The sequence below is a fragment of the Eisenbergiella tayi genome, from assembly GCF_001881565.1.
In the GTDB taxonomy this organism is placed as follows: Bacteria; Bacillota; Clostridia; order Lachnospirales; family Lachnospiraceae; genus Eisenbergiella; species Eisenbergiella tayi.
The window spans coordinates 1,796,809-1,823,371 of sequence record NZ_MPDJ01000001.1 but is presented as its reverse complement, the minus strand read 5'-3'; the positions used below and the strand labels follow the sequence as shown (position 1 = coordinate 1,823,371).

The window sequence follows — 26,563 nt, the reverse complement described above, 5'->3', positions numbered from 1 at the left end:
ACAGCACGCAGAGTCGTACATACATTGACAATCTTTCAATGCTCTTTTATACTTAAAATACAGGTTATTTTTATATTTCCAACATAGAAAGGCAGCCAAAACTATAAAGCGGGGTAGTAAATTGGAAACCGTACTGATTGCAGACGATGAAATAAATATCCGTGAAGGTCTGAAAAATATTATTGACTGGAACGAACTTGGCTTTGAGGTATGCGCGGAAGCCGCCAATGGAGAGGAAGCACTCTGCCTGATCCTGGATAAAAAGCCGAGTCTGGTTCTCCTGGATATCCGAATGCCCAAAATATATGGGACTGATTTGATACGAATGGCCCGGGAAAGGGGCTTCCAGGGCAGATTTATTATTTTGAGCGGTTATTCCGATTTTACATATGCCCAGACAGCCATACAGTACGGCGTTGATTTCTATATCACCAAACCCATTGATGAGGATGAGCTTCAGCTGGCTATCTGCAAAATAAAGAAAGAACTGGATGAAGAACATGCCGTTTCCGAAAATATGGAATTGCTGAAAACAAAAGCCAAGGATGTCATCCTTCACGAGATCGTTACCGGAAACTGTCAGACTCTCGAAGAAGGCCTTTTATCCCCGCGGGAAATCGAGGAGATGAATCTGTATGCAGAGTGCTACCAGGTAGTGATTTACGAAAAATTCAGTGAAAATCCGAAGGATGCCAGCTACAGCTTCGCAGATCTTCTCAAAATAACAAATAAGGGAAACCATACCTTTGAACACTTTAATGAGGACAGCAATGAAGTCATTCTCCTGAAAGGCAGCTTTGCGCTGAACAAATTTAACGGTTTTCTGGAACGCTATGAAAAAAATCCCCCGCAGAAAGGCAGCCCTCTGGATTCCCTTTTTCTTGCCTATGGCCGTCCGGTTTCCAATCTGGATGAGATTTATCTGTCCTATGAGGAGGCTTCCACACTCCGGAAAAGACGTTTTTTCTGCATGCAGGGGCAGCATACCCTGGGCTATGGGGAGCTCCCCAAATTTCATGAGATTTCTCTGGAAATCAATAATGATACGCTTGAGGAATACAGTAATCTCCTGACCGATTATCTGCTTGCTTTCCAGCGCAATAAGGTAGCGGAAACCTTATTCAGCCTGGAAGAATTTCTGTATAATGTAAAAAATGATATTTCTTCCGTAAAGCTGTTCCTGAAGGATTTATTCCTGCGTATAAAGGAAAAGGTAAACCATACGTTCCATTCGGCGGAAATTCCTTTTCCCACAAACTCGGAGATTATCCGCCGCATCGATCAAAGCCGTTATCTGTATGAAATCATTCTCTTCATTTCCGCTCAGACAGAAATGATTGTGAATGCCACCGGACGTCCGTCCAGAGACACCATACTGGATGATATCATTTATTACATTGACAACAACTTCCGGAATAATATCAAGCTGGAGGGGATCGCCCCCCTCTTCGGCTACAGCAGTACCTATCTGGGAAAAATCTTTAATAAGACCTTTGGAGAAAGCTTCAACTGTTATGTGGATCACAGAAAGATTGAATATTCCAAGGAGCTATTAAAGGAAAACCGCCTGAAGGTATATGAAATAGCCGAACAGGTAGGCTATAATAATGTGGACTACTTTCATAAAAAATTTAAAAAGTATACGGGAATGAGCCCTGCGGAATACCGCAAAAGCATTTTTACCCCCCCCCCGCGTTAATTCGTCTGAAAATTATTGATACACGGTCTTATCGAAAGAAAAACCGGCACAATTTTATCTTCCCTTGGGTTTCTATTTTCAATGTGCAGGGTTCTTCCGGCACCCGGAAACCTGAGGGGAAAGACATACTGATATCTTCAAAGGCTCTTCCTTTACTGATTTGTATTGTCAGGCTTTTCATTTCCATTCCCTGCGCACAGAAGGATATTCTCATGCTTCCTTCTTCCAGTGCATAAATGTTCAATATCATTTCGCAGGGATTTCTGTCAAACAGGAAATCATGGTATAAGAGCTCTCCTGTTGCCTTCTGTCCGGAAGTATGCTCGGGCATGTCAGGATTGTCTCCTGCCTTTCCGGGAATTACACAGGTGAAGCCGTCCGTCCCTTTATGTATAAAGCAATTGTCATAATCGTCATATCTGACCGCTGCCGTCACTTCCCATGGACTTCTCACACCGGTCTTTTCTCCCTCCAGACAGATAACCGCCTTCTGACGTATATCCCGGGATGATGCCCCTGCCAGGAAGGTGTACTCTCCATCCTCCAGCAGCATGCTTTCAGATATCACATCATAAATCCTCAGTTCCTCACAATTTACAATGAATTTCACCTCTTTTGTCTCACCGGGATTCAGATTCACCCTCGTGAACCCTTTCAGACGACTTATCGGCTGTCTGACACGGGAAGCTTCCTTACGGACATAAAGCTGAACCACTTCATCCGCCGGATATTTTCCGATATTGGCAACAGTAAGGCGCGCGATCACCTTATCCGCCTTTTTTTCCAGATTCAGCTTTCCATAGGTGAATTCGGAATAGGATAATCCATAACCAAAAGGATACAATACCTCTCTGTCAAAGTACTGATAGGTTCTCTTTCCCTTTATAATATCATAATCATTCATATCCGGCAGATCTTCGTCGGAGATATACCAGGTCATATTAAGCCGGCCCGCAGGGGAAACTTTTCCGCTCAATATACTGGCAACACCGGTTCCCAGTTCCTGACTGCCGGAAGCACTCCATATAATACCCGGCATTTCTTCCTGAAGGCGGTTTATGGAATAGGGATAATTCGACAACAGAACGACTATTGTTTCGGGATTTGCTTTTCTTACAGCATCCGCCAGATTTTGCTGGAATGGAGGAAGGGCAAGTGTACTCCGGTCGATCTCTTCCTTGCTGTTTATCACCGGATTACAGCCCAATACCAGCACAGCACGCTGTGCATTTTCGGCAGCATGTACCGCTTCCTTGATTCCGTCGGTTTCCACTTCTATGGTAAATACGGCCGGTTCCCCTTCTTTTGTACCGCATACAAGGAATCCTCTGCTATCTGCAGTCACTGTCATTCCGTTCCAGCTGTCAAGATAATATGCCTCCCGGGGCATATCCTTTTCCTTCCCAACCGGCCTGAAATTCCAGGATTCCCTGATGAACCAGGAGAAGGCTTCCTCCCTGCCGGCCTTCATATGGGGATCTTCTTCTTCCAGAGTGACAAATTTTCCATTGCTGCAGGCAACCAGTGTTGTACTGCCGCAGCCCCAGTCCGTAAAGGTGAAACATTCCGCCTTATCCTTTTCCGTTAGATAAAGATGACTGGATTCATCCATACCCACATACTTTCCGCCGCTGCACAGATAAATCCGTGACAGGCCGCTGACGGAGGCAATGCTCGTATCCGGATAAGCCTTTTTTATCCCGTCAAGCACAGTCACTGTATAGGGAGGGATTCCGCAGTACCAGTCTTTGTACCATACGTCCGCAAGAGGGCCTATAATCGCCAGGGATTCGGTTTTTTCGGGAAGGAACGGAAGGATATTTTTCTCATTTTTTAAAAGAACCACGGATTCTTCCGCCATTTTCACACAAATATCCCTGTGTTCCTGATTATTGACATACTCCTCTCCCATTCCCGTATAAGGGCATTCTTCGTCCCCGTCAAAGAATCCGAGTCGGATACGAGTACGGAAGGAATTACGTATGGACCGGTCGATGTCTTCCTCTGTTATCATCCCTTTTTCCAGGGCTTTGCGTGCGGCCTCCATAACCACTGATTTATCATCCGTAAAACAGTCCACTCCGGCCTTCAGGCCATATGCCACTGTCTCCTCATGGGTTTTAAAGTATTTATGGTCATAAACAGTCTGCTGCATGTCCCCGCCGTCGCAGACAACATGACCGGGCAGCCCCCAGGCCTCTTTTAATATGGTACGGACCTCCTCATTCACAATCGCAGGAATTCCGTTAATTTCATTGTAGGAGGTCATTACCGCTTCCGCTCCCCCTTCCACTATGGCTTTCCGGAAGGGCTCCAGGTAATATTCATATTTATTTCTGCGATCCAATGAAGAAGAGATGGAAATCCTGTCCTTTTCCACATTATTTGCATAAAAATGCTTCAGGGTTGCCCCGCACCTGATATAGAAGGGATCGTCCCCTTTCATTCCCTGTATATAGGAAGAAGCCATCTCACCTGTCAGGTACGGATCTTCTCCATAGGCTTCTTCGGTTCTTCCCCATCTGGGATCCCGCTCCATATCAACGGTTGGGGCCCATCTGCAAAGCCCTCCCGAACCATTGCGGGTAAATAAGGCTCTGGCCTCTTCTCCCACGCAGCGTCCGCATTCCCTGATAAGCTCTCTGTCGAAGCTGGCACTCATTCCGATGGGCTGCGTAAAGGATGTTGTGGGTTCCGGTTCTCCTTTATTAAAAGCCTGATCATGTCTGGCTTCTATTCCATGGGCTGCCTCTCCTCCCATATAGGAGGCCCTGATTCCCAGTCTGCTTATATCCGGGCAGCCGGTGGTCAGGCAGGCAATTTTTTCTTCTGTCGTCATTTCTCCAATCAGATAATCGAGCCGTTCCTCTACAGGAAGCCGATTATTCCATAAAGGACTTTTTAAGTAGTTTTCCATGTTCTTAATAGCTTCTCCTTTCCACGGTGGTTCCTTTCAAAGCCTGAAAAGGGATTGCCGCATCGGACAATCCCTTGATTAAGTTTTTGAGTCCAGCTTCAGAACCTGTTATTTTACAGCATCTTCTGCCGCTGCCTTCAGTTTTACTTCATTTTCCTGGAATTCGATGCACTTATCATAGCCATATTCATTTGCTTTGGCAATCATTTCATCCACTATTTTATCAAATTCTTCATCGGAGGTAGCATAAATCGCTTTCCAGGAATTTGTTTTGATACAGTCTGCAACCTGATTCCAGAGTACAAGAAGCTCATCAGATTTGGTCCCTGCGGAATAGGTGGTTCCGGGGGCAAGCTTGTAGGGTCTCTGTCCCATGTATTCATCAGGAGTTCTGGCTTTGGTATATTCTCTCCAGTCAGCCTCGATTTCCGAGTTGGGTTCACTGATGAAGCTGTCCCATTTCTTGTAATTATAGGTATCTCCGTTGGAATCCAAATTTAACGTATCAAGAGCCCAGGTCTCATTATTCATCTTGAAGTCTCCGTCTTCAAAGGTTCCTGAATAGCCGTCTGTCATTTCTGTCTTCATATCAAGCTTTGCAGCTCTTCCTAAATCCGTGAAACAAGTTTTTCCGTTTTCATCATAATACCAGCATACATCCTTGGGGCCATATTCCGATGTCATACGGCCTTCCGGTGTGGAAAGCCAGTTCAGGATCGCCATGCAAAGTTCCGGATATTCGGTTTTTGCGCCAATAGACCAGATTCTGTTGCCGCCGTATACATTCAGCCCGTAAGCGATGGGCGTTGCTTCCTCCGGAGGACAGGGATACATTGCTTTTCCTTCTGCCGCATGACTGTCAGAGTTATACATGGCCGCTCCGAGGAAATTAAATACATTCAGGAATGCGGTGCCATTCTGATAGTCTTCCACCATACCGTCATATTTCTGGGTCTGTGAATCCGGATCCAGAAGTCCCCTCTGATAAAGATCATTATAGAATTTCAGACAGGTAAGGTAAGGACCGTCCTTTTCCAGACAGGGATAATATTTCTGTTCCTCGGAGTCATAAAGACCGAAACCAAATTCATCGTATCCATAATATGCGGTAGCTGTGGATTTTACAAACATCACCATATCACCATCCCAGTCATTAAACAGGGATACGCCATAGGTTGTTTTTCCATTGTCATCTTTAGGGCAGATTTCCTTCATCTGCGCCAGGACCTCCACCATGTCATCCAGATTCTTTATTTCCGGATAGCCCAGCTCTTTATAAAGATCCCATCTCACATCCCAGGTATACATGATATCGCCTCTGGCGCTGGGATCCACCGCCACATCAAAACCATATCCATAGGTAGTACCGCCGGAAAGGTTTGCATTTTTTTCCAGGGCATAAGGCATATGTTCTTTAATATACGGACCGTAATCGGTCAGAATATCATCCTCATTCCAGTCGAACAGCATACCCTTCTGAACCGCCTGCTGATATTCATCGGAATCGTTTCCCCAGATAACGATATCTCCCAGGTTGCCGGATTCCATACGGGTTTCATATACCCCGTCCGGGTCAGGAATGATATTCAGTTTTACATTGAATTTTTCCAGCATAACCTGACCGAACCATCCGATTTGTTCTCCGGAATAGTTGGCAAGCTGATCAAATACATCCAGAGTGACTGTTTCCTCAGGAATGATTTCTTCCAGAAGTTCGTCATAGGAATCTCCCTCTTCACCGGCCTGGGTATTCCCTCCGGCTGTTTCTCCATCTGTTTCAGCATTTGCCTGGACAGTGCTGTCTGCCACAGGCTCCGAAGCTGTTTTACTTGAATTTCCGCATGCGGCCAATGACAGGGTCATTATGGCCGCCATAAGCAGTGCAGTGACTTTTTTTGCTTTCATTCTCTTTCTCCTCCTTTTTGATTGTGTTACATAACCGTAAAAACGGATAAACACCAACAATAAATACAGATAAAATTTCCGGTCAGACTCAGCCTTTTACGGCTCCCAGCATGATACCTTTTTCAAAATATCTCTGCATGAACGGATACACCACCAGAATAGGGATGACCGTTACCATGGAAATTGTATATTTAATAACCTTTGCACTGAGCGCTGATTTAAGAACCGTATCACTGATCTGGCCGCCGGATTCCATCAAAGCGCTCAGATTGGAAGCCGTATTCAGATAAATATACAGTCTGTGCTGCAGGGTATACAGATTAGGGGCCGACTGCATCAGTATCAGGGAATCCGTAAATGAATTCCAGTGTCCTACGGCACCGAAAATGGCTATGGTTGCCAGAATAGGTTTACTCAGCGGCCATATGATCTTACGGAAAATCATCATATGGGTAGCTCCGTCAATCTGCGCGCTTTCTTCCAGTTCGGCCGGAATGGACTCTATGTAGGTCTTTACCAGGATAATATTATAGGGAGCCACAATTCCCGGAATAATATAAGCCCAGAAGGTATTGGTCAATCCCAGCATCTGCATGTTCAGGAACCAGGGAATCAGGCCCGCATTGAAATACATGGTGATAATAAGGAAGCGGTACCAGAATTTTCTGCCCCACATCTCCTGCTTTGTTACCAGGTAACCCACAAATGCAGAGGCCGCCACCATGAATGCCGTTCCGATAATGGTTCTTCCCAGTGAAACAAGAAAGGCATTGGAAAGATCACTTACATTCAGCAGGGATTTGTAATTATCGAGATGAAGCCCTCTGGGGATAAAATTGATTACCCCTTTCACGACCAAATCGTTGTCGCTGATTGTATTTATAAACAGATAATAAAATGGAAAAATACATGCTACGGTGAACAGGGTAAAAACCAAATAGTTTATCATATTGAAAAAGATGTCTCCCGGTCTGGCCCTGTATTTTTTCCTGTGCTTTTTCTCATAGATTTTTTCTGCCTTCAGGTCTGCTTTTTCCTGTGCTGATTTTGCCATGCTTAACCTCCTATACAATACTTTCACCGCGGATCAACTTCGATACACCGTTGGCGGCGAACAGCAGCGTCACGCTTACTATGGATTTAACCATACCGATTACGGTAGACAATGGTATGGCGCCTTTTCCGATACCCAGCTTATAAACATACAGATCAAGAACCATAATAGCGTTCTGGTTGGTTGCATTTTCGAATACCAGATACTGATCCATTCCGTTGCTGAGGATATTGGCGATTGACATAAGCAGCAATACACAGAAGGTAGGTATCAGCCCCGGTACCGTTATATGCCACATTCTCTGGAATCTGCCCGCGCCGTCTACTGTTGCGGCTTCATACAGCTGCTGATCGATTCCTGAAATCGCCGCTATATAAATAATTGCACTCCAGCCGATTCCCTTCCAAAGGCCCCAGCCCAGCATCTTGATCCATACATGATCCCCGCTCATCAGCATATTGACACCCTGATCCCAAATTCCCAGATTCACCATAATACTGCTGACAAATCCGTCTGTTGAGAAAATACAGAACGCTATGGCATATACGAGAACCCAGCTTATAAAATTAGGAACTGTTGTTAGAGTCTGTACAAATCTTCGGAATCTTATATTTTTTATTTCCGACAGGAATATGGCAAAGGCCATGGGAAGCCAGCTTGTTGCGATTCCAAGTCCGCTCATGGCAAGCGTATTTTTCAATACACGCACAATATCCCTTACCGTGGCGGGATTTTTAAATAACTCGGTAAACCACTTGAAGCCTACAAAGTTTTCCATGCTTATGGAATCCCCCACCTTATAATCAAAAAATGCATAACGCCATCCCCATAAGGGCAGATAGGCAAAGACGGCTACCAATGCAAGAAAAGGCATCAGCATAAGAAAAAGCCTGTATTTTGTGGGCATTTCAAATCTGGATTTTTTTGAAAGCTTTGGAAATAAAACCAGCTGTATGACTGAAATCAACAGAATGAGCAGCGTTATTATTAATATCAGAAGGAGCCCGGAAGGAAAAACAGGCTGTATCTTATCAGGTTTGGCAGTCTGCGATATCTGTAGATAAGCAATATAAATTCCTCCGATACCTGCCAGTTCTGCGGCGCATCCTATCGTACCGATGATATTTCCTGTTTTCTTGAATTTTAAATTACCAAGGGACATGCATCCGCTTACACAAAAAGCAACGATCCCAAGACACATGGCCATGGATGACACGAATAACAGCTGCATGGAGCTTTCCTCCACCCATCCTTTCCTGAAAGCACGGCCGAATTCCGCCGTTAAGGATGAATAGGAAATACCTGCTGAAAATAAAGACATATTTTTATTTATCATGCCGCTTATTCTTGCCGGATTCAGATTTGGTATAAACAGAAATACCACAGATAAAAGAATGGAAATCCGAATGGGATAATAAAGCTTATCCGTAATAATTTCCTTTCGTGACTTTGTACTGCTCATTTTATTCCTCCCTTTCCTGAACAAAATTTTCGTATTTTTAGTAAAAAAAATACACCACAGGATTTCTCAATCCTTATGATGTATTAATTATAATTTAGTTAAAATTAGAAAAATACGGTAAAATTCTGCCTAAAAGTACATTCACTTTTTGAATTCTTCCGTTTTAACCTTCATTTGCTGTTACAACCGCTGTCTCTTTCATACGGTTAATAGGGATAAAAAGACTGACACGGGTTCCTTCCTCTATGTTGGAAAAAATTTTAACACCATATTTCTGCCCATAGGTGAGCTTAATCCGCTGATTGATATTATACAGCCCGATACTCTTATTTCTGCTTATATCCTTTTCTTCAATCGTGCTTTGCAGAAATGCAAGCGCTTCTTCCGTCATTCCATTTCCATTATCCGATACTTCAATGCAAAGCAATTCTTCCTCCTCCAGCTGCTTCCTCACCAATATATGGATTAACCCTCCCTTTTCCTTTTCCTCCAGCCCATGCAGTATGGCATTTTCAACTACGGGCTGAAGCAACAGGGGCAGGATGAGAAGCTTTCCGGGATCAATATCCTCCATTACTTCTATCTCACTGTCGAATTTATCTGTAAAACGAAGCTTCTGAATATCCAGATAGACTTTTATGTGTTCCAGCTCCTTACTCAGCGTAGTAAAGGAGGTACCCGTATTTTCCAGAACATAACGCATGGATTTACCCAGAAGCTTGATTGCCCTGGCTACTTCCCTGTCATTTGCCTTAAAAGCTTTCATACGGATCGTTTCCAGAGTATTATAAAGAAAATGAGGATTAATCTGGCTGGCAAGCATTTTAAATTCCATCACCTGCTGTTCATTCAGAAGCTCCGCTTTATTGATCTGGGCTTCATACATATCCGCATCCTTCTTTTTAATATTCTGAATCATGATTTCCAAATCGGAGAAGGCCTCCGATATTTCATCCTCTCCCTGGATAAAGCTTCGTATATCATAATCCTCATTGCTGGCCTGATGCATGGCCTTTCTTAAGATAAGAACACGGGATGTAAAATACTCCGTAAAATAGTGAATAATAATACCCGGTATCAGAATCGCCACCGCCAGGATCAGGACACAGATTGTCAAAATCCGTTTAATGCTTACATAGCCCTGATCATTCATGGTACATATATAGAGACGGGAATCTGACTGATACAGGTTCAGCGTGGAAACATCCACAAAATAGGTAACACCGTTTATCTTTTTTGTCCCTGTATATTGGTAGTAATTTTCATCATAATCAATGGATACCTTTTGTTTGATTCCATATTGGCTTCTGTCAGAATTAAAAAACACCTCTCCTTCATTTACTGATACCATGGCAGCATATTCCTGGCTGTTGATCCTTGTCCTTAAATAATTGTCACTGATCTTGATAACCAGTACCGCATTATATTCCGTATCGGTCAGCGGAATTCTGCGCACCAGGCTCAAATTCCAGTATTCGTTTCCGTATTTATCGGTAGTAGTCATGGGAATCCAGAATACACTGGATTGGCTGATTGCTTTCTGATACCAATCTGACTTCTGTATATCATCATCGGCTTTATAAAACTGTTTATAATCCGTAAAAGTGGGATTATCGGTATATATCTCTATCCCTTCGATTTCCGCATGATTCTGCGCATTATTGTCAACCACTGTCAGATTGCCGGCCTTTTGGATCAGGTTGGTCCTCTGCTCATAGTCCGTAGATAATATTTCCTTTATGTTTTCATCAAAAATAAGGTTCTCGGAGATATTATAGACCTGAGTGGTTATTTCAAACAGAACATTTTTAACACGGAGATTATCTGATTCCAGGAGATCCCTGTGATAGTTTGCAAGCAGAGTGTAGGTATTCATAAGGAGAAAAATACCGATAATCATGATAGGAAGAAATAAAGCAGCAAAATATATGGTATATAGCTGCTGTCTTATATTTGTCAGCTTTCTAAAATGAAACTTTAACTTTTTCATAATCGTTCCGCCCTGTATTTTTCATCCGTATATAAATAATTTAATATAAAAAAATCCGTACAAAAAGACGTTATTCTTTCTGTACGGATCTACGTTCCCTGGGGGAATCGAACCCTCAACTGCCCCTTAGGAGATGGACCCAGTGCATATATTCCCTATCAACAGGGATAAAGAAAATGCAGTTATATCAAGGCTTTTCTCCATGTTCTCTATAAACCTTGTACAAGCAAAATCAAGCAAAAACAAAGGATTTTAGCCCCCTATTGTTTGCACTCTGTTTGCAAAGGCGCGAAATTTGGCGTTAGCCAAAAGTTCAATTCCCGTCGAGACTTAATTATATTCATGGTATCGTGGACATAGTTTACCATACATAGAGGTTCATTACAAGAGGTATTGAGCCAGTGAAAGTGCCTGTTTTATCTTTCTCAGGAAAGGTAAAGCAGGCACTTTTTTTCATATCTAAACTTAGAAAGAAATGAGGTGAAATCATGAATACACAGATTATTGCCATAGCCAACCAAAAAGGTGGTGTCGGCAAAACAACCACTTGTGCCAATCTTGGAATTGGTCTGGCGCAGTCCGGGAAGAAAGTCCTTCTGATTGACGGAGACCCACAGGGAAGCCTGACCATCAGCTTGGGCAATCCCCAGCCTGATAAGCTGCCCTTTACACTGTCAGACGCTATGGGCCGTATTTTGATGGATGAACCAATTCGTCCCGGCGAGGGTATCCTGCACCACCCTGAGGGCGTAGACCTGATGCCTGCGGACATCCAGCTATCTGGTATGGAGGTATCTCTGGTAAACGCTATGAGCCGAGAAACCATTCTGCGACAATATCTGGACACGCTGAAGGGGCAATACTCCCATATCCTTATTGATTGCCAGCCCTCCCTGGGTATGCTTACGGTCAATGCACTGGCTGCCGCTAATAGGGTTATAATCCCCGTCCAGGCAGAGTATCTTCCAGCTAAAGGTTTGGAGCAGCTTTTGCAAACTATCAATAAGGTTCGCAGACAAATCAATCCCAAGCTGCAAATTGATGGGATTCTGCTGACGATGGTAGACAGCCGAACCAATTTTGCCAAAGAAATCTCCGCTCTTCTGCGCGAAACCTATGGCAGTAAGATCAAGGTGTTTACATCAGAAATTCCTCATTCTGTCAGGGCTAAAGAAATCAGTGCTGAAGGAAAAAGCATTTATGCCCATGATCCTAATGGCAAAGTGGCTGAGGGCTACAAAAATCTGACGAAGGAGGTATTGAAACTTGAAAAGCAGCGCGAAAAAAATAGAGCTGGCCTCAGTAGATGACCTGTTTTCTACAGAAGAAAGTCGGCAAGACGAGCAACTGGAAAAAATTCAGGAAATTCCCCTATCTGAACTGCATCCGTTCAAGGATCACCCCTTCAAGGTCAAGGATGATGATGCAATGATAGAAACCGCAGACAGCATCAAAAAGTATGGTGTGTTGGTTCCTGCGATTGCCAGACCACTGCCTGATGGCGGTTATGAGCTGGTAGCCGGTCACAGACGCCGCAGAGCCAGCGAATTGGCCGGAAAAGAAACCATGCCTGTCATTGTGCGCGACTTGGATGACGATGCTGCCACAATTATTATGGTTGACAGCAATTTGCAGCGAGAAAATCTGCTCCCCAGTGAAAGGGCTTTTGCCTACAAAATGAAGCTGGAAGCCATTAAACATCAAGGAGCAAGAACAGACCTGACTTCTGTTCAAGTTGAACAGAAGTTGAGCGCCAGAGACCAGGTGGCAAAAGAAGCCGGTGAACGAAGCGGTATCCAGGTAATGCGATATGTTCGTTTGACTGAACTGATTCCAGAGCTTTTGGATATGGTGGATGAAAAGAAAATCGCATTTAACCCAGCCTATGAACTCTCTTTTTTGAAACCGGACGAACAGCAAATGCTGGTGGAAACAATGGACTATGAGCAGGCTACCCCTTCTCTCTCTCAGGCTCAGCGAATGAAAAAGTTCAGCCAGGAAGGGAAATTGTCAGAAGATGTGATGCTTGCCATCATGTCAGAGGAAAAAAAGGGTGATCTGGATAAAGTGACCTTGAGCAGCGATACCTTGCGAAAGTATTTCCCCAAAAGCTATACACCGGCCAAAATGCAGGAAACCATTATTAAACTGCTGGAACAATGGCAGAAAAAACGCCAACGAGATCAGGAACGATGAAGGGAGAGCCTATGAAAGATATTGCAGCAAGGGAACTGAAAGGCCACAACATTCTTGCAGTGGAGCGATTTTGGGACAGCACTTTCTGGATGATTGAGTTTACTGTCTTGCGCCCTACTGCTTATGGAGAACCTGGTGACGAAATGAGGCTTTTTCTCACAGAGGACGGGTATCAGTCAGCTCTGCAAAGCCAGCAGCGTCGAGAAATCAAAATTAAGAGATATGCCCATGTTATTGAGGGGCATATCCTCGACTTCAAGCCTAAAAAACACCGTCGTTCATAACCGATACAACGAAAGGAAAGGAATGAATATGTGTACTGTAAGAGAAATCCGAGAAGCTATTCAAGAAGATTGCCGCTCACAGCGTGATATGGAATCCACCGAGATTGACCGTGTTTTTCAAACCTTACCATTTTCTCAGGAAAGGGATCTGTTTGATAAACCACCAATGCCAAAACGCCCCTACCGACGCAAGAAAAAAGATACAGACAGACCCTAACCGCTGCCACAATTCTTTTATGAATTGCGGCTTTTTTCATACCTGAGAAATGAAAGGAGTGAAGTAAATGGCTGTTTTTCGTGTAGAACGCACTGGCGATTACACGGTTATGAGCAATTTTCATCTAAAAGACAAACGACTTTCTTTGAAGGCAAAGGGTCTCTTGTCGCAAATGTTATCTCTGCCTGATGACTGGGATTATACGCTGTCAGGACTCAGCTATATCAATCGAGAAAGCAAAGATGCAATCCGCTCTGCTGTCAATGAGCTTGAAACAGCCGGATACATTCGGCGCAGACAGACAACTGATGCTTCTGGTAAATTCGCAGCCAATGAGTATACCATTTTTGAGCGTCCCATCGAGGGAGAACCGATGTTGGATAAGCCGTTGTCGGAAAACCCGATAACGGTAAACCCGTCAGCGGTAAATCCGTTACCGGAAAATCCAACACAATTAAATACTAAGAAATCAAATACCCAAAAACAAAATACTCATGGATCAAATACCGATTCCATTCCCTTCCGGGAAACAGCGGCGGTAATACCGCCGGAACGGAAAGGAAGGGATGCGATGTCTGTCACAGAGATAGAAAATTATCGGGAATTGATTTTGGAGAATATCGAGTATGATTGTCTGAAGCAGCGTTATCCTCTCTACCTGGATGACCTGAATGAGATCGTAGAGCTGTTGGTAGAAACGGTCTGTGCCAAACGAAAGACCACCCGGATCTCTGGTGCGGACTTTCCTCATGAAATTGTACGCTCCCGCTTTTTGAAGCTGGACAGCTCTCACATCGAGTTTGTCATGGACTGTCTGCAAAAGAACACCACCCAGGTACACAACATCAAGCAGTACCTGCTTGCAGTGCTGTTCAACGCTCCTACCACCATGAATAACCACTACACTTCACTGGTAAATCACGATATGCACGCAGGCGGCTGGTAATCAGCCGCTTTTGTATTACACCAAAGGAGGCACAGCATGAATCAGATTGAAATTTTCAATAGTCCAGAGTTCGGAAGCATTCGCACTTTGGAACAGAATGGCAAAGTATTATTTTGCGGTACAGATGTGGCAACAGCGCTGGGATATACCAATCCACGCAAAGCCGTCCGCGACCATACCAGGGGTGGAACGAAATGTTCCATAGGGGTCCAGACTGGGAAAAAGGCAGATGGAAGCCCCGCGGTACAAATGGTCGAAATGCTCTTTATCCCCGAAGGTGATCTATATCGTCTGATCGCCCATAGTAAACTGCCGTCAGCGGAACGGTTTGAACAATGGGTGTTTGATGAAGTTCTACCTGCCATTCGCAAGCACGGAGCCTATCTCACAAAAGAAAAGTTGTGGGAGATAGCCACTTCTCCGGAAGCTCTGATAAAGCTCTGCTCCGAGCTGCTTGCTGAGCGGGAAGAAAATGCGTCGCTACGAGAGGAAAATGCCCTGCTGGAGAGTAAGGCAGCCTTTTATGATTTGTTCATCGACCTCAATCACAGTACCAACCTCCGCACCACCGCCAAAGAGTTGCTTGTCCCGGAGCGTCGGTTTGTCCGTTTCCTTCTGGAAAAGCGTTTTGTGTACCGCACCGCATCCGGTAATGTACTGCCCTATGCAAAGCCAGCCAATGAAGGACTGTTTTGTGTCAAAGACTACTGCAATCACGGGCATATCGGCTCCTATACGCTGATAACCCCGCAAGGCAAACTCTACTTTGCTCAGCTGAGAGACATGATTTTGATGGTTGTATGAGAGTGGGAAAGGAAGTGAGTTTTATGCCAGAAGGCAAAACAATCGGTCAGCTGATGGAAGAAATGCGCCAGAAAGCTGGAGCGCAGAACTATCACGGCCATGACTACATGGATCTCCAGCGATTTGCTGAGAACACCCGGCACATGATTATTTTTGATGTGCTGACGCATGACTCCCCGGTGGGCTGGAAAGGTGAACGAACCCGCCTGTTTTTGTCAGATAAGGGCTATGAAAAAGCTCTGGACAGTCAGGCAAAGGGACAGATCAAGATTCTCAGTCATGCAAAGGTCAGAAATGGAGATTTGCTCTATGACCGTTCTGAGCAAATTCGTTGAGGGCGGTTCGATGAAGAAATACCTTCTCCGGCGGCTGGTGGTCCCGCCTTAGAAATAAATGCACCACCCCTGCACATTTTGTGGAAAGGAGGCGATGAAAATGCAGGAAGAAGTGGAAAACAGGACTTTAACGCTGGTTGTCAGCGGAACAAAGTTCACCGGCAGGCTGCTCAAAGCCGCCATCAGCAAGTACCTTGCCCACCGCAAGGAAAAGAAGCTGCAAAAGCAGAGAAGCCGTGACGCGCCTGTGAAGCCCCAGGGCAAGCAGACGGTGAAACAGCTGATTGGTCAAAACCAAGGGGTTTCCAACATCGAGATCACCGACCCCTCCATCAAGGAGTTTGAGAAGATCGCCCGGAAATACGGCGTGGACTATGCGGTGAAGAAGGACCGCAGCAGCTCCCCACCCAAGTACCTGATCTTTTTCAAGGGTCGGGACGCGGATGCCCTGACCGCTGCTTTTACCGAGTACACCGGGAAAAAGGTCAGAAAGGCGGAGAAATCCGAGCGCCCGTCCGTGCTGGCAAAGCTGAGCCAGTTCAAAGAACTGGTAAAACACGCCGTCGTGGACCGGAACAAGCGGAAGGAGCTGGAACGATGAAAAAGCAGCTGAACATCAAAAAGCTCATTTTGCTGAATCTGCCGTATATCCTGATGGGGCTTTTCTCCACCAACTTCGGTGAAGCGTGGCGGATGGCCGTGGGTGCGGACGCTTCGGCAAAAATGCTCTCGTTCTTCTCCACGCTGCCGGTGGCGCTGGCCAGCTGGTGGCCCAGCCTGCACCCGCTGGACCTGCTGGTGGGCCTGTGCTGCTGCGGCGGCCTGCGGCTGGCTGTGTACCTGAAAAGCAAGAACGCCAAGAAGTACAGGCACGGCATGGAATACGGTTCCGCCCGGTGGGGAACCCATGAGGACATTACACCCTACATCGACCCGGTATTCCAGAACAATGTGATTCTGACGAAAACGGAGAGCCTGACAATGAACAGCCGCCCCAAGGACCCAAAGACCGCCAGAAACAAAAATGTGCTGGTGATTGGCGGCTCCGGTTCCGGTAAGACCCGCTTCTGGCTCAAACCGAATCTGATGCAGATGCACAGTTCCTATGTGGTCACAGACCCGAAGGGAACCATTTTGGTGGAGTGCGGAAAAATGCTCCAAAGGGGCGCACCCAAGCTGGGGAAAGACGGAAAGCCTATGAAGGATAAGCACGGCAAGGTCATTTATGAGCCGTACCGAATCAAGGTCCTAAATACCATTAACTTCAAGAAGTCCATGCACTATAACCCTTTCGCCTATATCCATAGCGAAAAGGACATTTTGAAGCTGGTAACAACGCTGATCGCCAATACCAAAGGCGAAGGCAAGGCCGGAGACGATTTCTGGGTAAAAGCAGAAACCTTGTTGTACTGCGCGCTTATTGGCTATATCCATTATGAGGCTCCGGTGGAGGAACAAAACTTCTCCACCCTCATTGAGTTCATCAACGCCATGGAAGTCCGTGAGGATGACGAGGAGTTCAAAAACCCCGTAGACCTGATGTTTGATGCACTGGAAGCCGAGAAGCCAAACCACTTTGCGGTGCGCCAGTATAAGAAATATAAGCTGGCCGCCGGAAAAACAGCCAAGTCGATTTTGATTTCCTGCGGCGCTCGCCTTGCCGTGTTCGACATTGCAGAGTTGCGTGAGGTCACGGCTTATGATGAGCTGGAGCTGGATACTCTGGGAGACAGGAAAACTGCCCTGTTCCTCATCATGAGTGACACTGATGACAGCTTTAATTTCCTTATATCCATGTGTTATACCCAGCTGTTTAACCTGCTCTGCGAAAAGGCCGACGATGTGTACGACGGCAGACTGCCGGTTCATGTGCGCTGTCTGATCGACGAGTGCGCCAACATTGGCCAGATACCCAAGTTGGAAAAGCTGGTGGCCACCATCCGAAGCCGTGAGATCTCCGCCTGTCTGGTGTTGCAGGCGCAGAGTCAGCTCAAGGCGATTTATAAGGATAACGCAGATACCATTATCGGAAACATGGATACTTCCATCTTTCTGGGCGGTAAGGAGCCGACCACTCTCAAGGAGCTGGCCGCCGTGCTGGGTAAGGAAACCATCGACACCTACAACACCGGAGAGAGCCGTGGGAGGGAAACATCCCATTCACTCAACTATCAAAAATTGGGGAAAGAGCTGATGAGCCAGGATGAGCTTGCTGTTATGGATGGCGGCAAGTGTATCCTCCAGCTGCGCGGTGTGCGTCCTTTCCTTTCGGATAAGTACGACATCACCAAGCACCCCAATTTCAAGTACACTGCCGACGCGGATGACAAGAACGCTTTTGATATTGAAGCATTCTTGTCCGCAAGGCTGAAACTCAAGCCCAATGAGGTCTGCGATGTATATGAAGTAGACACAAAGGGCGCTTAATTTCGTTCCGCTTTAGAAGGGAGTGATCTTATCTATTCGCCGCATCTGCCCTCTATGGGCCATTGGCGTACAAAGCGGACAATCGCGAGAAAAAATAATGAAAAAGGAGGACAGCCGGAATCATGCCCCCGGAAACCGGGCGGCAGATTGTTCCGGCTTTTGTATGCCTATGAAACATGACAAACCTATTTTTTAATCAGATTCCGGCTAACAAACTATATGGCATTTTTTGAACAGGCAATCACCGTTCTTCAGACCCTCGTTATCGCGCTCGGTGCCGGTCTCGGTATCTGGGGCGTTATCAACCTGCTGGAAGGTTACGGCAACGACAACCCCGGCGCCAATGCTCATGTGCGGTAAAGTAATAAAAAGATTTAGGTAGCCGCCTTAACTATTCCTAAATAAGATAATATGCACAGTATTTTCTCGTAAATAGAAAATAAATTATTGCATTTTACCAATTATTATGTTAAAATGACAATCTAACAAAGAGCTATGTATTTTTAAGGAAAGGGAGGAACTTATGAATTTAAGAAAATCTATTTTAGCACTTTCAGTAGTAGCTGGAATTGTAGCTGCTCCAATGACTGTATTTGCCGCTCATACTCATAGTTGGGGTTCTCCCCAGTACTATGGATATGAAGATGAAATGCCTGGTATATATGATGACTGGGATAAATGTGCGACACGTCATGTATATAATTACAAACAATGTTTAATTTGTGGAGAAGTAAGCATTTATGAAGTTGAGACGATTGAAATGTCTCACAAATGGGTGAATGGTGCATGTGTATATTGCAACAAAGGTTACGCGAAAGAGATAAATTAACATAGTATCATTACCGGCAAGTTTATAATCAAAAAATAGAAAGCATTGAGAATATTTCAAAATTTCTTGAAAGTACTCTTAGTGCTTTCTTTGATAATATGAAAGGAGAAATAAATGCAAAAAAAACAACTTTCTGTATTAGTACTAATTATTTTATGCTTTTTATTAGGATGTAACAGAGAAACACCAAAAGATGAATCTCAACAAAATTATGAAGATGAATCTAATATTTCTAAAACAAATGGAGAAGAACTTGTAAATATAAACAGTGAATTGTTAGGTTCGACTCCTTTTGATATCCAAATCGATAAAACAGCATTGCAGACTAGAAAAGAAACAGAAACAGAAGTTACAATAAAGACAAATTTAACAGACTGGGGTTATACTGTTTCTTCTGAAAAAGGGAAAATATCTGATATAAATAAAAATTCATTCATATATATAGCACCTAAAGATGAGAGGGATGATACTATAAAAATACAATTATCGGACTATGAAAATGGCATATCATATGAATATACAATTCCACTTATTTTTGCGGGAAACAATGAACATTCTTTAGATAAATTCAAGGAAAATCTTTCAAGATTACCTAATAGTTAGTAAAGAGTCGATAGACTAAAGTACCACCATCCTCTTTTATTTCAACTGAATATCCATCCCGCCGCACCGCAGCGGCACATGAAGCAGTAAATCCGAAAAAGATTTGCTGCTTTTTTTGCGTCCATTTTTGGCAAATTTCCAAAAGTTCCGTATTAGACAGTGAAACCAAAAAAGGCTGCCATTTTTTTCAGACAGCGGGCAAAACGCAGCTTCCGAAACGCCTTATTGTCGGGAAAGACCGAGCCGCCGGAAAAGTTCTTGCCGGAAAGTCCGTCCATTCTGCTCTTTTGTGGTTTGTAGGGAGTAAGGGAAAAACGCCAGCCCGCAGCCTTTTATAAAAAAAGCTGGTTATAGATTTTCTGAAAAAGTGGCAGTAGCAAGTGAACGGCAGGCCGGCAGTTTCTTAGAGCAAGATTCTACCGAGGTGCCAAAATTCGCTTATCGCTCATTTTGCCCCTGCGGGAATCTTGTTGGGGAGTGCCTTCCCCAAACCCTGCTTATGCGGCTTGCGCCGCTGAAAAACCCCTCAAAATATTTTTCGGATTTTTCAAAAACAGTTCCGCTTCACACCCTGTTTTTCTCCTATTAGTGAGAGGACACCACGCACAGAAAGGAGGTCAACCACCTATGAAACGATACAACACGCCGCACCGCAGCCGGGTAGTCAAAACACGCATGACCGAGGAAGAATACGCCGAGTTTGCCCAGCGGCTTTCTGCTTACCACATGAGCCAAGCCGAGTTTATCCGGCAAGCCATAACCGGGGCAGCCATACGCCCCATCATAACCGTTTCCCCCATCAATGACGAGCTGCTTGCCGCTGTCGGGAAGCTGACCGCCGAATACGGGAGGATCGGCGGCAACTTAAACCAGATAGCCCGGACGCTGAACGAGTGGCACAGTCCCTATCCGCAGCTTGCCGGGGAGGTACGGGCGGCGGTTTCCGACCTTGCTGCCCTAAAGTTTGAAGTCTTGCAGAAAGTGGGTGACGCTGTTGGCAACATTCAAACATATCAGCTCTAAAAACGCCGACTATGGCGCAGCGGAAGCCTATCTCACATTTGAGCATGACGAGTTTACCATGAAAGCCACCCTTGATGAAAACGGGCGGCTGATACCGAGGGAGGATTACCGCATTTCTTCCCTCAACTGCGGGGGCGAGGATTTCGCTGTTGCCTGTATGCGAGCCAATCTCCGCTATGAGAAAAACCAAAAACGGGAAGATGTGAAAAGCCACCACTATATCATCAGCTTTGACCCACGGGACGGGACAGACAACGGCTTGACCGTAGACCGGGCGCAGGAGCTGGGCGAGCAGTTCTGCAAGGAGCATTTCCCCGGACACCAAGCCCTAATCTGCACCCACCCGGACGGGCATAACCACAGCGGGAATATCCATGTGCATATCGTCATCAACTCCCTGCGGATTTACGAAGTCCCGCTTCTGCCCTACATGGACAGACCAGCCGACACGCTGGAGGGCTGCAAGCACCGCTGCACCAACGCCGCTATGGAATATTTCAAGAGCGAAGTCATGGAAATGTGCCACCGGGAGGGGCTTTACCAAATCGACCTCTTGAACGGCAGCAAGGAACGGATAACCGAACGGGAATACTGGGCGGCAAAGAAAGGGCAGCTTGCCCTTGACAAAGAGAACGCCGCCAGAGAAGCCGCCGGACAGCCGACCAAGCCCACCAAGTTTGAAACGGACAAGGCGAAGCTGCGCCGGACGATACGGCAGGCACTTTCCCAAGCTGGCAGCTTTGACGAGTTTTCTTCCCTTTTGCTGCGGGAGGGTGTGACCGTCAAGGAGAGCCGGGGGCGGCTTTCCTACCTCACGCCGGACAGGACAAAGCCTATCACAGCCCGAAAGCTGGGGGACGATTTTGACAAGGCTGCTGTCCTTGCCCTGCTCACGCAGAACGCCCACAGAGCTGCCGAACAGACCAAAGCCATACCCGAATACCCTGCCGCAGTTAAAAAGCCGTTACAAGGGGAAAAAGCTGCAAAAACCACCCCGGCAGACAACACCTTGCAGCGCATGGTTGACCGGGAAGCCAAGCGAGCCGAGGGCAAGGGCGTGGGCTATGACCGCTGGGCGGCAAAGCACAACCTAAAGCAAATGGCAGCTACCGTTACCGCCTATCAGCAGTACGGCTTTTCCTCCCCGGAGGAACTGGACGAAGCCTGTTCTGCCGCCTATGCCGCCATGCAGGAAAGCCTTGCGTGGTTGAAGCAGGTGGAAAAGACGCTGAACGGGAAAAAGGAGCTGCAACGGCAGGTGCTTGCCTATTCCAAGACCCGCCCTGTCCGGGACGGGCTGAAACAGCAGAAAAACGCCAAAGCAAAAGCAGCCTACCGTCAGAAGCATGAAAGTGACTTTATCATAGCAGACGCAGCCGCCCGCTATTTCAGGGAGAACGGCATTTCCAAGCTGCCGAGCTATAAATCCCTGCAAGCAGAGATTGAAAGCCTTATCAAAGAGAAAAACAGCGGCTACAACGATTACCGGGCAAAACGGGAGGAGTACCGCCGCTTGCAGACTGTCAAGGGCAATATCGACCAGATTTTACGCCGGAGCGAGCCGCAGCGCAGAAAGGAGCAGAGCCATGAACGGTAATATCCCCCGCATGGACTACCGCCAGTACCGGGCAGCCCGCCGCCTTGTGCATGAGTGCTGCAACTATGACAGCGGGAACTGCCTGCTGTTGGAGGACGGCGAGCCTTGCGTGTGTGTACAGAGTATCAGCTATTCGCTGCTCTGCCGCTGGTTTACCGCCGCTGTCCTGCCCCTTGATGAAGCACTGGAAGCCGCCCTCTTGCGCCGGGGAAGCCGGAAACGCTGCGCTGTCTGCGGGGCGTTCTTCTTCCCAAAATCCAACCGGGGGAAATACTGCCCGGACTGCGCCGGACGCATGAAGCGGATAAACGCCGCCAAACGGAAGCGGAAACAAAGGGAGAAATGTCACGCTTTAGGGCATTTCAAACCCGCATAAATCAAGGCTTTTTTGGAGGGTGTCAAAGGGTGCGTGATACATTTATCCTTTTCCCTTAAAAACGCCCCCTAAAAGCGTAACAGAACCCACAGACAGACACCACAAGGAGGTGAACCCTATCGCTGATTATATGACCGCAGGAACGGAGCTGCCCGCTTACCTGCCTTACCCCCGTTTCCTGCTGGAAACAGACCTATCCCACACCGCAAGAGAGTTATATGCGCTGCTGTTAGACCGTTCCACCCTTTCGCAGAAGAACGGCTGGCAGGACAGCGAGGGACGGACATACATTGTCTACCCCATAGCAGAGATAGCGGAAATGCTGGATAAAGGCTGCACCACCATAAAGGGCGCACTGAACGAACTGGACGCTGCCGGGCTGCTGGAACGCAGACGGACGGGCTTTTCTGCCGCCAACCGTCTGTATGTGAAAGTGCCGCCTATCCCAGTGGTACAGTTTTCCGACCAACTGACGGACGGAAAACCGCCCCTCATAAGGGCGGGAAACCGACCAACTGACAGCCGGAAAACTGACCTTATGACGGTCGGAAAACCGTCCCCTAACCAAACTAATATAAACAACCTAATAGAGAGCCAAACAAAAGGAGCGAGTGAGGGGCAGCCCCCCGCCGCTTATGGCAGATATAAAAATGTATTTCTTTCTGACACAGAACTTTTGGAGCTGGAACAGGACTTCCCCGGCAAGTGGGAGTATTACCTTGACCGCCTTTCCTGCCACATCGCTTCCACCGGGAAGCAGTACCAGAGCCATGCAGCCACCATTTACAAGTGGGCGCAGGAGGACGCTGCCAAAGAGAAGCCAAAGAAAGGCATACCGGACTATTCATTCAAGGAGGGAGAAAGCCTATGACCGATACAATCCACAACACCATACTGCCTATGACCGACACCACAGCCGAGCCGGAGGATTACACCGGGGAGGACGGGCTTTTATACTGCGGCAAATGCCGGAAACCCAAAGAAGCCTATTTCCCGGAGGGCAAGACCTTTTTCGGGCGTGACCGCCACCCGTCAGAGTGCGACTGCCAGCGGGCAGCCCGTAAGGAACGGGAAGCCGCCGAGAAGCGGCGCAGCCACCTTGAAACGGTGGAACGGCTGAAACGGCAGGGCTTTACAGACAAGACCATGCAGGACTGGACATTTGCCAACGATAACGGCAGCTGCCCGCAGATGAAGAACGCCGCCGGATATGTGGCACGCTGGGAACAGATAAAGGACGGGAACTACGGGCTGCTCTTGTGGGGCAGGGTAGGCACTGGGAAAAGCTATTTTGCCGGGTGTATTGCAAACGCCCTCATGGAGCAGGAAGTCCCGGTGTGCATGACAAACTTTGCAGCAATATTAAACGACCTTGCCGCCAGCTTTGCGGGCAGGAACGAATATATTTCCCGCCTTTGCAGCTTCCCCCTGCTCATCATTGACGATTTTGGAATGGAGCGTGGCACAGAATACGGTCTGGAACAGGTCTACAATGTGATTGACAGCCGCTACCGGAGCAGGAAGCCGCTGATTGTGACGACCAACCTCACGCTGGAGGAATTGCAGCACCCGGAGGACACCGCCCACGCCCGGATTTATGACCGCCTGCTTGAAATGTGTTCCCCTCTCTGCTTTACCGGGGAGAATTTGAGGAAAGCCGCCGCACAGGGAAAAATGGAACAGCTGAAACGGCTGCTTGCCGGAAAGGAGATTTGCCTATGACCGACACCCAGAGAAACAAACGCCCTGCCCGCCGCCCGGACTGCGTGACCGAAACGAGGATAGGCAACACAATCCTTGTGGTGTCTGGCTTTTTCAAGGAGGGGGCGACCGACACCGCCGCTGACAAGATGATGAAAGTGCTGGAAGCAGAAGCCGCCGCCGGATATTTGACCTGTGATAAGCCTGATTGAAAAACCGTCATTTTTACCGACCGTAAAGAAGCAGATTTGACGCTTTTGCCGCTATACAGACAGCCGCCCCATGTGGTACAATCAAGGTACGGAATAGTGGGGCTGGCTGTCGGAAACGGAGGAATTTATGTTAAGACAGACCACCCAGCAACTCATTACCGCCCTTTACCCAAGACTGTCCCATGAGGACGAGCTGCAAGGCGAGAGCAATTCCATTTCCAACCAAAAGAGGATTTTGGAAACCTATGCCAAACAGAATGGATTTTCTAATCTGCGCTGGTACACCGACGACGGTTATTCCGGTGCGAACTTTCAAAGACCCGGATTTCAAGCCATGCTTGCAGACATTGAAGCAGGGAAAGTCGGGACAGTTATCGTCAAGGATATGTCGAGGTTAGGGCGAAACTACTTACAGGTGGGAATGTACACAGAAATGATTTTCCCACAGAAAGGTGTCCGCTTCATCGCTATCAATGACGGAGTGGACAGCGCACAGGGGGAAAATGATTTTGCCCCGCTGCGGAACATTTTTAACGAATGGCTGGTGAGAGATACGAGCAAGAAAATCAAGGCAGTAAAACGCTCTAAGGGCATGAGCGGAAAGCCCATCACAAGCAAGCCCGTCTATGGCTACCTCATGGACGAGGACGAAAACTTTATCATTGACGAGGAAGCCGCCCCGGTGGTACGGCAGATTTACAGCCTTTGCCTTGCCGGGAACGGTCCGACCAAGATAGCCCGTATGCTGACCGAGCAGCAAATCCCCACGCCGGGGACGCTGGAATACCGCAGGACGGGCAGCACCCGCCGCTACCACCCCGGCTATGAGTGCAAGTGGGCGACCAATACCGTGGTTCATCTGCTGGAAAACCGGGAATATACGGGCTGTCTGGTAAACTTTAAGACCGAGAAGCCGTCCTACAAGCTGAAACACAGCATAGAAAATCCCCCGGAAAAGCAGGCGGTTTTTGAGAACCACCATGAGCCTATCATTGACCGGGAAACGTGGGAACGGGTGCAGGAGTTACGCAAGCAGCGCAAACGCCCCAACCGTTATGACGAAGTGGGCTTGTTCTCCGGCATACTCTTTTGTGCCGACTGCGGCAGCGTCATGTACCAGCAGCGATACCAGACGGACAAGCGCAAGCAGGACTGTTATATCTGCGGAAGCTACAAGAAACGCACCGCCGACTGCACAGCGCACTTTATCCGCACTGACCTCTTGACCGCTGGCGTACTCTCCAATCTGCGGAAAGTTACCAGCTATGCGGCAAAGCATGAAGCCCGGTTTATGAAGCTTTTAATCGAGCAGAATGAGGACGGGGACAGACGCAGGAACGCCGCCAAGAAAAAGGAGCTGGAAGCCGCCGAGAAACGCATAGCCGAGTTATCTGCTATCTTCAAGCGGCTGTATGAGGACAGCGTAACCGGGCGCATATCGGACGAGCGTTTCACAGAGCTGTCGGCAGACTATGAAGCCGAGCAGAAAGAACTGAAAGAACGTGCCGCCAGACTGCGGGAAGAACTTTCCAAAGCGCAGGAAGCCACCGCAAACGCTGAAAAGTTTATGAATGTGGTACGCAGGCACACTACCATTGAAGAACTTACCCCTACTCTGCTGCGGGAGTTTGTGGAGAAAATCGTTGTCCATGAAAGCGTTGCCCTTGACGGGAAACGCCGGGGCAAGTTACGCAGACAGGAAATCGAAATCTATTATTCTTTTGTCGGCAAGGTAGAACTGCCCGACACCTAACCGCCCGACCTATCCGACATACCTCATGTGCCGGATAGGAACGGCAAAATTTTTTACACTTCTATTACTTCTTTATCACACATAAGCAAAGAGCCAGGGCATGAAGCAGCTCATGGCCGGTGCTGGTGTAGCCGTGGTAGGCATGGTCCTTGTACCTCTGCTCTCCGGGCTTTTCTCTGTCTAAGCGTCTCCGTATGAAATCCTTGCCGCTCCCGCAGTTTTGCGGGGGCGGC

25 protein-coding genes and 1 pseudogene are annotated in these 26,563 nt (G+C 47.2%); 21 read left to right on the top strand and 5 right to left on the bottom strand.

All coding sequences use genetic code 11. From position 1 onward, the window contains the following. Positions 1-121: 121 nt before the first annotated feature. Positions 122-1,699, top strand: a complete 1,578-nt coding sequence (locus BLA28_RS07810; RefSeq protein WP_071698963.1) for a response regulator transcription factor — start codon at positions 122-124, stop codon at positions 1,697-1,699. Positions 1,700-1,727: 28 nt separating this feature from the next. On the opposite strand, the gene BLA28_RS07805 is transcribed toward BLA28_RS07810, so the two are convergent. The 5 genes from BLA28_RS07805 to BLA28_RS07785 form a co-directional block, all read right to left on the bottom strand. Beyond that, the gene (locus BLA28_RS07805) at positions 1,728-4,616 is read right to left on the bottom strand and encodes a glycoside hydrolase family 3 C-terminal domain-containing protein (RefSeq protein WP_071698962.1); all 2,889 of its coding nucleotides are present in this window, start codon (positions 4,614-4,616) and stop codon (positions 1,728-1,730) included. Between the two features lie 108 nt (positions 4,617-4,724). Further along, positions 4,725-6,521 carry an extracellular solute-binding protein gene (locus tag BLA28_RS07800; RefSeq protein ID WP_071698961.1) on the bottom strand — a complete coding sequence of 599 codons (1,797 nt, stop codon included), beginning with the start codon at positions 6,519-6,521 and terminating at the stop codon, positions 4,725-4,727. Positions 6,522-6,609: 88 nt separating this feature from the next. After that, positions 6,610-7,575: a carbohydrate ABC transporter permease gene (locus BLA28_RS07795; RefSeq protein ID WP_081365584.1), complete on the bottom strand. Its 966-nt coding sequence runs from the start codon at positions 7,573-7,575 to the stop codon at positions 6,610-6,612. A gap of 10 nt (positions 7,576-7,585) precedes the next feature. Next, positions 7,586-9,037 carry an ABC transporter permease gene (locus tag BLA28_RS33080; protein WP_081365583.1) on the bottom strand — a complete coding sequence of 484 codons (1,452 nt, stop codon included), beginning with the start codon at positions 9,035-9,037 and terminating at the stop codon, positions 7,586-7,588. A 163-nt stretch (positions 9,038-9,200) separates the two neighbouring features. Beyond that, positions 9,201-11,027 carry a sensor histidine kinase gene (locus tag BLA28_RS07785; RefSeq protein WP_071698960.1) on the bottom strand — a complete coding sequence of 609 codons (1,827 nt, stop codon included), beginning with the start codon at positions 11,025-11,027 and terminating at the stop codon, positions 9,201-9,203. 488 nt (positions 11,028-11,515) lie between these two features. Here BLA28_RS07785 and BLA28_RS07780 point away from each other — a divergent pair, with 488 nt between their 5' ends. The 20 genes and pseudogenes from BLA28_RS07780 to BLA28_RS34500 form a co-directional block, all read left to right on the top strand. Continuing rightward, the gene (locus BLA28_RS07780; RefSeq protein ID WP_002569249.1) at positions 11,516-12,337 is read left to right on the top strand and encodes a ParA family protein; all 822 of its coding nucleotides are present in this window, start codon (positions 11,516-11,518) and stop codon (positions 12,335-12,337) included. Then, positions 12,294-13,223, top strand: a complete 930-nt coding sequence (locus BLA28_RS07775; RefSeq protein WP_006059569.1) for a ParB/RepB/Spo0J family partition protein — start codon at positions 12,294-12,296, stop codon at positions 13,221-13,223. The genes BLA28_RS07780 and BLA28_RS07775 overlap by 44 nt, the downstream gene beginning before the upstream one ends. 11 nt (positions 13,224-13,234) lie before the next feature. Further along, positions 13,235-13,507: a DUF5720 family protein gene (locus BLA28_RS07770; protein ID WP_007862445.1), complete on the top strand. Its 273-nt coding sequence runs from the start codon at positions 13,235-13,237 to the stop codon at positions 13,505-13,507. 22 nt (positions 13,508-13,529) lie between these two features. Beyond that, entirely contained in the window at positions 13,530-13,724 is a 195-nt protein-coding gene (locus tag BLA28_RS07765) for a hypothetical protein (RefSeq protein ID WP_008818008.1), read from the top strand. 67 nt (positions 13,725-13,791) lie between these two features. Next, positions 13,792-14,670, top strand: coding sequence for a DUF6017 domain-containing protein (locus BLA28_RS07760; protein ID WP_006059572.1), 879 nt, complete (start codon positions 13,792-13,794; stop codon positions 14,668-14,670). A gap of 36 nt (positions 14,671-14,706) precedes the next feature. Beyond that, a complete protein-coding gene (locus BLA28_RS07755; RefSeq protein ID WP_002589066.1) occupies positions 14,707-15,474 on the top strand; it encodes a BRO family protein in 768 nt (255 codons plus the stop codon). A 23-nt stretch (positions 15,475-15,497) separates the two neighbouring features. Then, positions 15,498-15,809 (top strand): DUF5720 family protein, encoded by a 312-nt coding sequence (locus BLA28_RS07750; protein ID WP_008723307.1) that lies wholly within the window; start codon positions 15,498-15,500, stop codon positions 15,807-15,809. 100 nt (positions 15,810-15,909) lie between these two features. Further along, positions 15,910-16,410 (top strand): PcfB family protein, encoded by a 501-nt coding sequence (locus BLA28_RS07745; protein ID WP_008723309.1) that lies wholly within the window; start codon positions 15,910-15,912, stop codon positions 16,408-16,410. Further along, the gene (locus BLA28_RS07740) at positions 16,407-18,236 is read left to right on the top strand and encodes a VirD4-like conjugal transfer protein, CD1115 family (RefSeq protein ID WP_006059575.1); all 1,830 of its coding nucleotides are present in this window, start codon (positions 16,407-16,409) and stop codon (positions 18,234-18,236) included. Before BLA28_RS07745 ends, BLA28_RS07740 begins: the two co-directional genes overlap by 4 nt. Before the next feature lie 219 nt (positions 18,237-18,455). Beyond that, positions 18,456-18,596 (top strand): Maff2 family mobile element protein, encoded by a 141-nt coding sequence (locus tag BLA28_RS07735; protein WP_007037419.1) that lies wholly within the window; start codon positions 18,456-18,458, stop codon positions 18,594-18,596. Between the two features lie 163 nt (positions 18,597-18,759). After that, complete coding sequence (locus BLA28_RS07730; protein ID WP_002569240.1) at positions 18,760-19,065, top strand: hypothetical protein; 306 nt, start codon at positions 18,760-18,762, stop codon at positions 19,063-19,065. Positions 19,066-19,179: 114 nt separating this feature from the next. Beyond that, a complete protein-coding gene (locus BLA28_RS07725; RefSeq protein ID WP_002569239.1) occupies positions 19,180-19,668 on the top strand; it encodes a hypothetical protein in 489 nt (162 codons plus the stop codon). 627 nt (positions 19,669-20,295) lie between these two features. Continuing rightward, positions 20,296-20,691 (top strand): plasmid mobilization protein, encoded by a 396-nt coding sequence (locus BLA28_RS07720; RefSeq protein WP_002594236.1) that lies wholly within the window; start codon positions 20,296-20,298, stop codon positions 20,689-20,691. Next, positions 20,663-22,288 (top strand): relaxase/mobilization nuclease domain-containing protein, encoded by a 1,626-nt coding sequence (locus tag BLA28_RS07715; RefSeq protein WP_002594235.1) that lies wholly within the window; start codon positions 20,663-20,665, stop codon positions 22,286-22,288. Before BLA28_RS07720 ends, BLA28_RS07715 begins: the two co-directional genes overlap by 29 nt. Then, positions 22,278-22,664 (top strand): cysteine-rich VLP domain-containing protein, encoded by a 387-nt coding sequence (locus tag BLA28_RS07710; RefSeq protein ID WP_002594234.1) that lies wholly within the window; start codon positions 22,278-22,280, stop codon positions 22,662-22,664. Before BLA28_RS07715 ends, BLA28_RS07710 begins: the two co-directional genes overlap by 11 nt. Positions 22,665-22,794: 130 nt before the next feature. Continuing rightward, entirely contained in the window at positions 22,795-23,535 is a 741-nt protein-coding gene (locus BLA28_RS07705; protein ID WP_002594233.1) for a replication initiator protein A, read from the top strand. Beyond that, entirely contained in the window at positions 23,532-24,386 is an 855-nt protein-coding gene (locus tag BLA28_RS07700) for an ATP-binding protein (RefSeq protein ID WP_002594232.1), read from the top strand. The genes BLA28_RS07705 and BLA28_RS07700 overlap by 4 nt, the downstream gene beginning before the upstream one ends. After that, entirely contained in the window at positions 24,383-24,577 is a 195-nt protein-coding gene (locus BLA28_RS07695; protein WP_002594231.1) for a transposon-encoded TnpW family protein, read from the top strand. Before BLA28_RS07700 ends, BLA28_RS07695 begins: the two co-directional genes overlap by 4 nt. Before the next feature lie 127 nt (positions 24,578-24,704). After that, a complete protein-coding gene (locus BLA28_RS07690) occupies positions 24,705-26,330 on the top strand; it encodes a recombinase family protein (RefSeq protein ID WP_002594230.1) in 1,626 nt (541 codons plus the stop codon). An 85-nt stretch (positions 26,331-26,415) separates the two neighbouring features. After that, positions 26,416-26,514 (top strand): annotated as a pseudogene (locus BLA28_RS34500) (Maff2 family mobile element protein); the annotation flags it as partial. Between the last annotated feature and the right edge of the window lie 49 nt (positions 26,515-26,563).